The 13,078-nt window shown below is 53.0% G+C and carries 9 protein-coding genes; 2 read left to right on the top strand and 7 right to left on the bottom strand.

Annotation, left to right across the window (positions count from 1 at the left end; genetic code table 11):
• Positions 1–91 precede the first annotated feature (91 nt).
• Together CXIVA_RS10385 and CXIVA_RS10380 are read left to right on the top strand one after the other, a co-directional pair.
• Positions 92–1,369, top strand: a complete 1,278-nt coding sequence (locus tag CXIVA_RS10385) for a nucleotidyltransferase family protein (protein ID WP_013977986.1) — start codon at positions 92–94, stop codon at positions 1,367–1,369.
• A 218-nt stretch (positions 1,370–1,587) separates the two neighbouring features.
• Positions 1,588–5,094, top strand: a complete 3,507-nt coding sequence (locus tag CXIVA_RS10380; protein ID WP_013977985.1) for a pyruvate carboxylase — start codon at positions 1,588–1,590, stop codon at positions 5,092–5,094.
• A 172-nt stretch (positions 5,095–5,266) separates the two neighbouring features.
• Here the strand turns inward: CXIVA_RS10380 and CXIVA_RS10375 are convergent, their stop codons facing one another.
• From CXIVA_RS10375 to polA, 7 genes are all read right to left on the bottom strand, one after another.
• The gene (locus CXIVA_RS10375; RefSeq protein ID WP_278244600.1) at positions 5,267–6,496 is read right to left on the bottom strand and encodes a phosphoribosylaminoimidazolecarboxamide formyltransferase; all 1,230 of its coding nucleotides are present in this window, start codon (positions 6,494–6,496) and stop codon (positions 5,267–5,269) included.
• Positions 6,465–7,178 carry an IMP cyclohydrolase gene (locus CXIVA_RS10370; protein ID WP_013977983.1) on the bottom strand — a complete coding sequence of 238 codons (714 nt, stop codon included), beginning with the start codon at positions 7,176–7,178 and terminating at the stop codon, positions 6,465–6,467. The genes CXIVA_RS10375 and CXIVA_RS10370 overlap by 32 nt, the downstream gene beginning before the upstream one ends.
• Positions 7,179–7,245: 67 nt before the next feature.
• Positions 7,246–8,610 (bottom strand): PFL family protein, encoded by a 1,365-nt coding sequence (locus CXIVA_RS10365; protein WP_013977982.1) that lies wholly within the window; start codon positions 8,608–8,610, stop codon positions 7,246–7,248.
• Positions 8,611–8,637: 27 nt separating this feature from the next.
• Positions 8,638–8,922: an ACT domain-containing protein gene (locus CXIVA_RS10360; protein WP_013977981.1), complete on the bottom strand. Its 285-nt coding sequence runs from the start codon at positions 8,920–8,922 to the stop codon at positions 8,638–8,640.
• 12 nt (positions 8,923–8,934) lie between these two features.
• Positions 8,935–9,732, bottom strand: coding sequence for an MBL fold metallo-hydrolase (locus tag CXIVA_RS10355; RefSeq protein WP_013977980.1), 798 nt, complete (start codon positions 9,730–9,732; stop codon positions 8,935–8,937).
• Positions 9,719–10,342, bottom strand: coding sequence for a dephospho-CoA kinase (gene coaE / locus CXIVA_RS10350; RefSeq protein ID WP_013977979.1), 624 nt, complete (start codon positions 10,340–10,342; stop codon positions 9,719–9,721). The genes CXIVA_RS10355 and coaE overlap by 14 nt, the downstream gene beginning before the upstream one ends.
• Positions 10,343–10,352: 10 nt before the next feature.
• Positions 10,353–13,067, bottom strand: coding sequence for a DNA polymerase I (polA, locus tag CXIVA_RS10345; RefSeq protein ID WP_013977978.1), 2,715 nt, complete (start codon positions 13,065–13,067; stop codon positions 10,353–10,355).
• Between the last annotated feature and the right edge of the window lie 11 nt (positions 13,068–13,078).

Here is a 13,078-nt window from a genome sequence, read left to right as displayed (position 1 = left end):
CGGATGGTTCTGGAAAAAAATCTGTTTTTTTCCTTCTTTCCCCTTTATAATCAACAGTGATACCCCATCACTTGCAGAAGCGGAGCCAGAAATGACCGTCACAGGAATCATAGCCGAATACAATCCCTTTCATAACGGACATGCCTACCACATCGCCGAAACCCGCAGAAAAACCGGCGCGGATTATATCATCGCCGTGATCAGCGGGGATTTCGTGCAGCGGGGCGCGCCCGCCCTTTTAGACAAATACACCCGGGCGGACATGGCACTGCAGTGCGGCGCGGACCTTGTGCTGGAGTTGCCAGCAGCAGGCGCCGTCTCCAGCGCGGAAACCTTTGCCGAAAGCGGCATCCGGCTGCTGGAGGCCCTGGGAATTGCAGATTTTGTCAGTTTCGGCTGTGAAGCGGGCACGCCCCGGGAGCAGGAACTGCTGCTTCTGTGCGCAGAGCATTTATATAAGGAAAGCCATACCTTCCGCCTGGCACTGGCAGAGGGGCTCAGACAGGGCATGACCTTTCCCCGGGCACGGGCGGAAGCCCTGCGGGCGGACTTTGCCGTCTCCGCCGGGATTTCATGCACAAAGCAGGAGCTGTCTGACCTGCTGAAAGCCCCGAACAACATCCTGGCGCTGGAATACCTCAAAGCCCTGATGCGCAGCAGCGGCGGACATTCTGCCGACTCTATGAAGCCCTGTATGATCCCGCGCAAAGGCCCCGGCTATCACAGCACCTCCGTCAGCGGAAACACCGCCTCCGCCGCCGCGATCCGCCAGCTCCTGTCGGATTCCGCAGATTCTTCCGTATGGTCCTCCCTCATGCCGCCCCCAGCCGAAAAGTTGCTGCGCCGGGCCGTATCCACCCATCAAACCGTAACTGCCGGAGACTTTTCCCATCTGCTGCAGTACGCGCTGCTTACCCGACAGGCAGATCTGCCCCGCCGTTTCTCCCGGGAGCCCCGCCTGGCAGAGCGCCTGTGTGCGCTCCTGGAAACCTATACGGACTGGCCGTCGTTCGCCCAAGCCCTAAAAACCAGGAACCGGACCCTTACCGCTGTCAACCGTTATCTGACGCAGATCCTGCTGGGCATCGACACAGAGCTCTTTGAACTGTTTCAGGAACAGAACTATGCTCCCTACGCAAGAATTCTCGGATTCCGCCGCGCCGCCTCCCCGCTTCTCGCTTCCCTGAACCGACAGTCCTCCGTCCCTGTCATCACTTCTGTTCGCGCCGGATTTAAGCAGTTGTCTCCCGCTGCCTCCCGCCTGCTGCAGAACGACCTGACCGCTTCCGCTGTCTACCACTCGGCTCTGACCCGGAAAACCGGCAGGCCCTGTCTGAATGATTTCCGCCATCCGCTGATTTACCGCTGAGCGCTTTTTCACTTTAACGTTTTATCACAACTAAGAATCGTGTATCTTTTTTGTACAAAAATCCGTACATCTTCTTTCTGTTTCGCTTGCAATTCTCTTTACAATTTCATATAATTATGGTTATTGGCAATGCTATCGGAATTGCTGATTTACTATTGGGGAATATTTTCCATTCACGGAAAATAATTGTCAACAAAATTAACTTTAAGGAGTATGTCATGAGTGAGGTTAAAATCAAGCCTTTCAAAAAGGTTATGGTAGCAAACCGCGGCGAAATCGCGATTCGTGTCTTCCGTGCCCTGTCCGAGCTCGGAATCACCACGGTCAGCATCTATTCCAAGGAGGATCGCTACGCGATGTTCCGTTCCAAAGCTGACGAATCTTTCCCGCTGAGCCCTGAGAAAGGTCCTATCGACGCATATCTTGATATCGACACGATCATTAAGATTGCGTTGGCTAACAACGTTGACGCTATTCATCCCGGCTACGGCTTCCTGTCAGAGAATCCTGACTTTGTCGATGCCTGCGAGCAGAATGGCATTGTATTCATCGGTCCGTCCAGCAAAATCATGAACGCTATGGGAGACAAGATCTCTTCCAAGCAGATGGCCATCGACGCAAAAGTACCGATTATTCCCGGTGTCGACCATTCCATCAAGACCTATGAGGAAGCCCGGGAAATTGCGCAGCAGGTCGGTTTTCCCATTATGCTGAAAGCTTCCAACGGCGGCGGCGGACGCGGCATGCGTATCGTCAATGATCTGGATTCCCTTGCTCAGGAATTTGAAGAAGCAAAGAACGAATCAAAAAAAGCCTTCGGTGATGACAAAATCTTCATCGAAAAATATCTGCGCGGCCCGAAGCATGTGGAAGTTCAGGTACTGGGCGACAACTACGGCAATGTGGTGCATCTGTTTGACCGTGACTGTTCGGTTCAGCGGCGCCACCAGAAAGTCGTGGAATACGCGCCTGCCTTCTCTCTGCCGGATGAGACCCGCCAGATCATCTTTGATTCCGCGATCCGTCTCTGCAAGGCTGTAAACTACCGCAACGCGGGTACCTGCGAGTTCCTTGTGGACGAAGACAACAATCCTTACTTTATCGAGATGAACCCCCGGATCCAGGTGGAACATACCGTATCCGAGGAAATCACCGGCATCGATCTGGTGGCATCCCAGATTCTCATCGCCATGGGATATCCGTTGGATTCCCCGGAAGTCAACATTCCGAACCAGGAATCTATCAAAGCCAACGGCTACTCGATCCAGACCCGTGTCACCACCGAAGATCCGGCCAACAACTTCCTGCCGGATACCGGTACAATCACGGTATACCGTTCCGGTTCCGGACAGGGTATCCGTCTGGACGGCGGCAACGCATACACCAGCTCTGTCGTATCACCTTTCTATGACAGTCTGCTGGTAAAAGTCGTATCCCATGCCAGAACCTTTGATGTTGCCATCCGCAAATCGCTCCGCGCCCTGACCGAGATGCGTATCCGCGGAGTAAAAACCAACATCCCGTTCCTGGTAAACGTTCTGAACCATCCGGTTTTCCAGGAAGGCAAATGCTATACCACTTTCATTGAGGAAACGCCGGAACTGTTCAAACTCACCAAGAGTCAGGACCGGGCCACCAAAATCATCGAATTCATCGGCGACAAGATCCTCAACGAAAGCGCCGGCAATAAAGGTACTTTTGAAAACCGTGTCCTTCCGAAACTGGACCGCAGCAAACCGGTATATGGCATGCGCGACGAATTCTTAAAACTGGGACCGAAAGGCCTGATGCAGAAGATTTTGAAAGACGATAAGCTCTACGTTACCGACACTACCATGCGCGACGCCCAGCAGTCTCTGATGGCCACCCGTATGCGAAGCAAGGATCTGTGCGGTGCCGCTTATGCTACAAACGCGTTCATGCGCAATGCTTTCTCCGTAGAAGCCTGGGGCGGCGCGACTTTCGACACGGCTTACCGTTTCCTGAAGGAATCCCCCTGGACACGACTGCAGCTGCTGCGGGAACGTATGCCAAACACTCTGATCCAGATGCTTCTGCGTGCATCCAACGCAGTGGGATATTCCAACTATCCCGACAATGTGGTCAGTGAATTCATCCGTATCTCCGCGGAACAGGGTATTGATGTATTCCGTATTTTCGACTCCCTGAACTGGGTGGAAAATATGAAAATGCCCATTGAGGAAGCATTAAAAACCGGCAAGATCGTCGAAGGCACCATCTGCTACACCGGCGATGTCATCAGCCCGAACGAAACCAAATACACCCTGGACTACTATGTAGAACACGCAAAACAGCTGGAAGCTCTCGGTATCCACTCCCTGGCCATCAAGGACATGGCAGGCCTTCTGCGTCCGACCGCCGCAAAAGAACTGATTACCACCTTAAAGAGCGAACTGCACATCCCGATCCATCTGCATACCCACGACTCCACCGGCAACGGTGTCAGCACGGTACTGATGGCTGCGGAAGCCGGCTGCGATATTGTGGACCTGGCCATCGAGTCCATGTCTTCCCTGACCAGCCAGCCTTCCATGAACGCCGTGGTGGAATCCCTGCGGGGCACAAAGCGGGATACCGGCCTGGATTTCGAGGAACTGGACGAACTGAGCCGTTACTACGGCCATGTCCGCAAGGTATATGCGGGCTTCGAAAGCGACATGAAGTCCCCCAATGCCGAAATCTACAAATACGAGATCCCCGGCGGACAGTACTCCAACCTGCAGGCACAGGTTGCGTCCATGGGATCCGCGGATGAATTTGAGCAGATCAAATCTCTGTACAAAGATGCCAACGATCTTCTGGGCAACATTGTCAAAGTTACCCCTACCTCCAAGGCAGTGGGCGATCTGGCTATCTTCATGTACAAAAACAACCTGACCAAAGACAATATCCTGACCGAAGGCGCCGGACTTTCCTATCCGGATTCCGTTGTATCCTACTTCCAGGGTATGATGGGTCAGCCCTATGGCGGTTTCCCGAAAGAACTGCAGAAAATCGTCCTGAAAGATATCGAGCCCCTGACCGACCGTCCGGGCAAACATCTGAAACCGGTAGATTTCGAGGCAATCAAAAAGATGCTCATCGAGAAATACCACTTCGAAGACAAGCCGGATGATGTAATGGAGATGAAAGCCATCTCCTACGCCCTCTATCCGAAAGTATACGAAGACTATCTGGAGCATGTGGAAATGTTCAACGACGTCACCCGTCTGGAAAGCCACGTATACTTCTTCGGTCTCAGAAAAGGCGAGGAAACCTATCTGAAGATCGGCGAAGGCAAGGAACTCCTGATCAAATATCTGGAAGCCAGCGATGCGGACAAAGACGGATACCGCAACCTGATGTTCCTGGTAAACGGCTCCATGCGTACCGTTCGTATTCTGGATAAGAAACTGGAAGTCAAGACCGACAACAAGCTGAAAGCCGACAAGAACAACCCGCAGCACCTTGGTTCTTCGATCCCGGGTACCGTCGGAAAAGTTCTTGTAAAAGAAGGCCAGAAAGTCACCAAGAACATGGCTCTGCTTACGGTAGAAGCCATGAAGATGGAGACCACAGTGGTATCCAAGGTAGACGGTACCGTCGACAAGCTTTACGTCAAGCCGGGTGATTCCGTTCACCAGGATGACCTGCTGATCTCCTTCCATCTTGCAGGATCCACTGCCATCAAAGAAGAAGAGGCAGAGGAAGCACAGGAGAAATAACAGCTGGCTGCTCATATATTTCCCCGGATCCGTCCGGCTGTCCGACAGCCGCGGATCCGGGCGAAACAGCAGATGCTGCCGCTGCCCTGCCGGCGTAAGCCGGAAAATAAAAAATGCTCAGACCGCCGTTTTGGTGATCTGAGCATTTTTATTTTCCGTATCTGCGTTTCTCTTAATGATGGAACAGCCGAATGCCTGTAAAGCACATAGCCATCTGGTATTTGTTGCAGGTTTCGATGACGTTGTCGTCACGAATGGATCCGCCCGGTTCCGCAATATATTTCACGCCGCTTTTGTGGGCACGCTCAATATTGTCCCCAAAGGGGAAGAATGCGTCCGATCCAAGGGCCACGCCGGTATTCTTTGCCAGCCAGGCTTTTTTCTCTTCTCTGGTGAAAACCTCCGGTTTTACCTTAAAGATCTTCTGCCACTGGCCTTCTGCCAACACATCTTCGTATTCCTCGCCGATGTACACGTCGATCGCATTGTCGCGGTTTGCCCGGCCCAGGCCATCCACGAACTGCAGGCCAAGCACCTTCGGGGACTGGCGCAGGAACCAGTTGTCCGCCTTCTGTCCTGCCAGACGGGTACAGTGGATTCTGGACTGCTGTCCGGCACCAATTCCGATTGCCTGTCCGTTTTTCACATAGCAGACGGAATTGGACTGGGTGTATTTTAATGTGATCAAGGCAATGAGAAGGTCTGTTTTCGCGCTGTCCGGGATCTCTTTGTTCTCAGTTACCACATTGTCCAGCAGTTCCCGGTTGATCGGCAGCTCATTGCGTCCCTGTTCAAAAGTAATTCCGAAGACCTGCTTATGCTCTACCGGATCCGGACGATAGGAAGGATCGATCTGGATAATGTTATAATTGCCCTTCTTCTTCTGTTTCAGGATTTCCAAGGCTTCCGGCTCATATCCCGGAGCGATTACACCATCGGAAACTTCCCGTTTGATGAGTCTTGCGGTATCTGCGTCGCAGACATCAGACAGGGAGATGAAATCACCGAAGGAAGACATCCGGTCTGCGCCTCTTGCCTTTGCGTAGGCAGAAGCCAGAGGGGACAGTTCGCCCATATCATCCACCCAGTAAATCTTTCGTTCCACTTCCGTCAGCGGTGTCCCCACTGCAGCCCCTGCAGGTGACACATGTTTAAAGGAAGTGGCTGCCGGATATCCGGTGGCTTCTTTCAGTTCCTTTACCAGCTGCCAGCCGTTTAAGGCATCCAGAAAGTTGATGTAGCCCGGTCTGCCGTTCAGTACCTGGATCGGCAGCTCCCCCTGTTCCATGTAAATTCTGGAAGGTTTCTGATTGGGATTGCATCCGTATTTCAGTTCAAGTTCTTTCACAATATCCTCCTGCTTCTGCGCTTTATTTGTTTTTATTGACAATCCGTGTCTCATAGTTTCCGGTCGCGATATCAATGTAACGGACAAACAGAGATACTTTATTCTCTTCATTCAGGTTGTTCCAGAGCAGTTCCGTATATGCGTCCAGATCATCCAGAGTCTCGGTCAGCTCCGGTTCTCCTTCAAAACTCGGCAGCGGATTGCCGTCGCACTGATAGGTGTGGATAAACCGGGCTTCGCCTGCTTTTGGCTTTTCATAAGCAAAAGTGTAGCGGCAGCAGCAGTCCGGATCTCCCTGATTACTCTTTAAGATGGACATGGCAAAGCTGTATCTGCCGTCTTCCAGATGCATGATTCCGCTGATTCTGGGCGTGTAATTCGGCGCGTCCGGCTCAAATTCCCGGCTGCGCAGCGTCTGTTCAAAGGTCAGCTGCTTATCCATTCCTTCGTAAATCGTGTCCGTCTGATCCCCGTTGGTTACGATGGTTTTATTGCCCAGCACCCGCACCGGCGCGTAAATAATCAGACTCGGGTCCTCCAGTTTGGAAGGGTCAAACGCCTGCGTGCGGATCCCTTCTCCGTCTTCCACAAAGATACGGTTCCGGCTGTTGGCGCTGCGTCCCATAATAAAGTATGCCGCAACTGCCTTGGTGCCGTCCGGTGTGCGGCCGATGACAATCCCCCGGCCCGGATAGGTATTGCTGCTTAACAGCTTCGCGATGGATTCCTGAATCATAGTTTTCTTTCTCCTCCTTAGAAAGAATCCCGCCGAAGCGGGATTCCTGTGCAATGATACGGTGCCGTTAGTTTTTGAAACTGTGAACCGGAGCGGGAATGCGTCCGGCACGGTTCACGAAGGCTTCGCAGGAATGCTGGTTTACCGGCATAATCGGCGCATAGCCCAGCAGGCCGCCGAACTCCGCCTCGTCTCCTACATCTTTGCCGATCACAGGGATCACACGTACTGCCGTGGTCTTCTGGTTTACCATGCCGATGGCCATCTCATCCGCAATTATGCCGGAAATGGTAGCCGCGGAAGTGCTGCCCGGAATCGCGATCATATCCAGACCTACAGAGCATACACAGGTCATGGCTTCCAGCTTTTCAATGGTAAGGGCATCTGCCCGGACCGCATCGATCATGCCCTGGTCTTCGCTGACTGGGATAAAGGCGCCGCTGAGGCCGCCTACATACGACGAAGCCATGATGCCGCCTTTTTTCACCTGATCGTTCAGAAGCGCCAGCGCTGCCGTCGTGCCGGGCGCGCCTGCAAACTCCAGGCCGATCTCTTCCAGAATGCCTGCTACGCTGTCGCCCACTGCCGGTGTGGGTGCCAGAGACAGGTCGATAATCCCGAAGGGCACATCCAGCATGCGGGACGCTTCCCGCGCCACCAGCTGGCCCACACGGGTGATCTTGAAGGCTGTTTTCTTTATGGTTTCACACAGTACTTCGAAGGATTCGCCCCGGACTTTTTTCAGCGCGTTCATCACTACGCCAGGGCCGCTGACACCTACATTGATGATGGCATCCGCTTCTGTCACGCCGTGGAAGGCGCCTGCCATAAACGGATTGTCATCCGGCGCGTTGCAGAATACCACCAGTTTGGTGCAGCCGTAGGAATCCTTTTCCTTGGTCAGTTCCGCGGTTTCCTTTACGACCTGGCCCATCAGACGTACCGCGTCCATGTTGATTCCGGTCTTTGTGGAACCCAGGTTCACAGAGCTGCAGACCAGATTGGTGCTGGCCAGCGCTTTTGGAATGGAGCGGATCAGAAGTTCGTCCGCATGGGTCATTCCCTTGGATACCAGAGCGGAATATCCGCCGATAAAGTTGACGCCCACCGTATCTGCCACCCGGTCCAGGGTTTTTGCGATGGTTACATAATCTTCCGGTGTCTTGCAGGCCGCAGCGCCTACCAGAGCAATGGGAGTCACGGAAATTCGTTTGTTGACAATCGGAATCTGGTATTTCTTTTCGATCTCCTGACCGGTTTTTACCAGATCCCTGGCAAGACGTGTCATTTTGTTGTAAATGTTTTCATTCAGGGTGTCCAGATCTGCGTCAATGCAGTCCATCAGGCTGATGCCCAGTGTAATTGTACGAACGTCGAGATTCTCATGTTCGATCATCTCATTGGTTTCGTTCACTTCGTACATATTAATCATAGTGTATTATACCTCCGGAATATTCTCTTAGAGACGGTGCATCATGTCAAAGATTTCTTCTTTCTGACATTTGATGGCTACGCCGATCTCCTCTCCCAGACTGGTCAGCTCGGAAGACGCGTCGGCAAAGGGTTTGTCAGAAGTCGCCATATCGACGATCATCATCATGTTAAAATAGCCCTGTACGATGGTCTGAGAAATATCCAGCACGTTGATGTGATTGTCTGCCAGATACGTGCATACTTTTGCGATAATACCTACGGTATCTTTTCCTACAACAGTGATAATTGTCTTGTCTGTCTTTCTTTCCATGCTCTCTCCTTTTTATATGGTAATCAGTTCTGACGGTTTCTCCCGGGAGGCTACCGCGATCGGGAAATCGCTTCCTTTATACGGATTGTCGCCCATGGTAATCTCCGACCGCACCGTCTCATAGGCCAGTCTGGGATAATTATTCTCTTTACTGAGATGTCCCAGAAGCACGCATTTCATATTGTCATGCAGCACAGCGCCCAGAAGCTGCCCGGACAGCTCGTTGGACAGATGTCCCCGTTCGCCCAGGATCCGCCGCTTCAGGGGGTAGGGATACACGCCCACCTGCAGCATATTGACATCGTGATTGGCCTCTAATAATAATACATCCAGATTCTGAAGATTGTCTATAATATAATCATCATATTTTCCCAGATCTGTGATCACTCCCATGGACTGCTTCTGATTCTTCAGAATATACGCCACCGGATCCGCCGCGTCATGGGAAATCCGGATCGGACGCACGGTAATGTCGCCGATCTGAAATTCGCTGTCTTTTTCAATGGGGCAGAACAGTTCCCAGTCGACTTTTCCGATTTTATCCGCTCTGCGGATGGCGTCTATGGTCCCCTGTGTGGCATACATCGGGATCCCGTATTTCCGGGCCATTACGCCCAGGCCCTGGATGTGGTCCGAATGCTCATGGGTAATGAGAATTCCCTCCAGTTCCTCCGCCTTCAGGCCGATTCCGTGCAGTCCCTGTTCGATCCGTTTTTTGCTGATGCCCGCATCAATCAGAATGTGATGCGTTTCCGTGCCCGCGTAAATGCAGTTTCCGCTGCTGCCGCTGGCAATACTACATAATTCCATATTTTCTGTACCCGTACTCTGACAGCACACGGTCAATCTGGCAGATGCTCTCTTCCACTGTGCCGTTATTGTCGATGATTACTTTGCATTCTCTGCGGAATTCTTCCTCTGTCAGCTGCGCCGCGAAAATTCCGTCTACTTTTTCATCGGAATATCCGCGGGAAATTTTCAGCCGTTCCCGGCGAATCTCCTCAGAGGTAAAAATATACCACAGTTCATCACAGATTTCATCATAATGTTCTTCAATCAGCAGCGCGGATTCCACAATAACAAAATCCAGTTTCTTGTTTTCCCTGGCTTCCGCCGCGGCGTCCATCACATACTGCTTGACCGCCGGGTGGACGATCCCGTTCAGCTGCCGGCGTTTCTCCCTGTGCTCAAACAGTACCTTGGCCAGAGCCAGCCGGTCGAACCGGCCGTCCGGTTCATAGACCCGGTCATCGGCAAAGACTTCTTCCAGCTGATTGTAGCAGGCGGTGCCCGGTTCCATCAGGCGGTGCGCGATCTCATCCGTCAGCATCACCATGCAGTTGTAGTGTTTTTCCAGATGGCGCAGAATCTCTGATTTGCCCGCGCCGACTCCGCCGGTTATTCCAATAAATCGAATCATATCCCTGTTCCTAATGTGCCTCGTACCAGTTCTTTCCTGTTTTCATATCGATCTCCAGCGCCACAGACAGGTCTGCCGCATGGCACATCTCTTCTTCCAGGATTTTTTTCACTGCGTCCACTTCTGTCTGTTCCGCTTCAATCAGCAGTTCGTCATGGACCTGAAGGATCAGTTTCGACTGAAGGCCTTCCCGCTCCAGGCGGTCATGCACACGTATCATGGCAATCTTGATAATATCTGCCGCAGTGCCCTGAATCGGAGAATTCATGGCAATCCGCTCACCGAACTGCCGCTGGGCGAAATTGCCGGACTTTAACTCCGGCACCGGTCTCCTGCGTCCGAACATGGTCACGGAATATCCCTTTTCCTTCGCGTCTTCCACCGCCTGGTCCAGGAAAATCTTAATCCCCGGATAGGTGGCGAAATAGCTGGCAATATACTCCTGGGCCTCTTTTCTGGAAATACTCAGGTCCTGGCTCAGTCCGAAGGAACTGATGCCGTAAACAATGCCGAAATTGACCGCCTTGGCATTGCGCCGCTGCAGCGGCGTCACCTCTTCAAACGGTGTATGGAACACCAGGGAGGCGGTAATGCGGTGGATATCCTTGGACTGCCGGTAAGCGCTGATCAGATTTTCGTCTTTGGACATGTGGGCCAGAATCCGCAGTTCGATCTGGGAATAGTCCGCGTCAATCAGCACGCTGCCTTCCCTGGGGATAAACACCTTGCGTATCATGCGGCCCAGTTCCATCCGGATCGGGATGTTCTGGAGATTCGGATCTGTACTGCTGATTCTTCCGGTCGCGGTAATGGTCTGATTGAAACTGGAGTGAATCCTGCCGTCTGCCCGGATAAAGCCTGCCAGACCGTCGGCATATGTGGATTTCAGTTTCGTCAGGGTCCGGTATTCCAGCACCCGGGCTGCGATGGGATATTCCGGCGCCAGTTTTTCCAACACATCGGCAGCTGTGGAATACCCGGTTTTTGTCTTTTTCGCATAGGGCATCTGAAGCTTTTCAAACAGGATCGTTCCCAGCTGCTTGGGGGACTGAATATTAAAGGTCTCATCCGCCAGCTTATAAATCTCCTGCTCCAGCTCCTGAATCCGGCCGGTCAGATGCTCTCCGTAGGCATGCAGAGCCTCTCCGTCCACGCGTACGCCTTCCAGTTCCATGTCTGCCAGTGTGTATACCAGCGGCAGCTCAATCTCACGGTACAGCCGCATCATGTCCTGTTCTTTCAGGGCGTCCATCAGCGGCCCATTTGCCTTTGCCGCCGTATACACTTCATAACAGGCCATCTTTTCAAAGGCCTCCGGTTTCTCCTTCTGTGCCTTTTCCCGCTTCATTTTGCCGAACAGATCCGCCTCAGAGGGAATCATTTCCCCCAGATAATCACTGGCAATATCATCATAGGTATAGGCATTTTTCAGCGGATTCAGCAGATAGGCGGCAATGGACGTGTCCGCCGCCTTCTCCCGGGGGATCCGGCAGCCAAATTTGATCAGCTGTTTCAGGTCCGGCGAAATCACCCGGAGGGCCCGATCCGCCAGACGCCGGACTTCCTCACGGATCTCCGCGTCCGTCAGGCTGCCCGCCGGCACAAACGCCGCCTGTCCGGTTCCGTCCCCGAACGCAGCGCCGTACAGACAGCCCCCGGACATCTCTGTCCCAGAAAAATCCAGGGTCTGCTGGCCGGCAGTTTCCCGGTGTCCCCTGCGGCTGCCCCCTGCCGGCTCCGGCTTCTGGTAAATCTGAACCGCCGCAGTCTCCGGATCCAGTCCGTCCAGAAACTCCTGCAGCTCCTGCCGGCCGGTAATCCTGCGGAACTTTTCCTCTGCGTTCCCGTATGCCGGAGTCCCTTCAAACCGCGGAAGAAACTGCTTGAATTCCAGACGTTTCATAATCGGATAGGCTTCTTCCGTATACAGGCTGCCCATTCTGGCTTCTTCCAGGCTGAACTCCACCGGGGCGTTCCGGTCAATCGTGGCCAGTGTTTTGGACAGTTCCGCCATATCATAATGTTCTTTCAGGCAGTTCTGCGCCCGTTTCTGGGAAATCTCATCCAGGTGGGCGTAGGCATTTTCGATGCTGTGATACCGGACGATCAGTTTGGTGGCCGTCTTTTCCCCGATTCCCGGAACTCCCGGAATATTGTCCGAACTGTCTCCCATCAGGGCTTTTACATCAATGAATTCCTCCGGGGTGACCTGATAGCGGTCCATCACATCCTGTGCCAGGTAATCCTCGATTTCCGTACCGGTCCGCTTGGTTTTGGGGATCCGGATCATCGTCCGTTCTGTGGCCAGCTGCAGCAGGTCCCTGTCTCCGGAGATAATCCGCACATCCACATCCTTTTCTTCCGCGATCCGCGCGATGGTTCCCAGGATATCATCTGCCTCATAACCCGGCAGTTCCACGACTTCCACATCCATCGCCCGCAGCAGATCCTTGATCACCGGCACCTGCTGATGCAGTTCCTCCGCCATGGGCTTCCGGGTACCCTTGTACTCCTGATACATCTTGTGGCGGAAAGTCGGTTCACTCCGGTCAAAAGCCACTGTCAGATACTGGGGCTGTTCCTCTTCCAGAATCTTGAAAAGAATATTCAGGAATCCATAGACCGCATTGGTGTGCAGGCCTTCGGAATTGGTCAGGTCCGGGATGGCGAAAAAGGCCCGGTTCAATATGCTGTGTCCGTCAATTAATACTATTTTGTCGCTCATAGACTCTCCTT

Source organism: Clostridium sp. SY8519 (assembly GCF_000270305.1).
Classification (GTDB): Bacteria; Bacillota; Clostridia; order Lachnospirales; family Lachnospiraceae; genus SY8519.
Note: the sequence above shows the minus strand (reverse complement) of the source record. Positions and strands in the feature narration are given on the sequence as shown.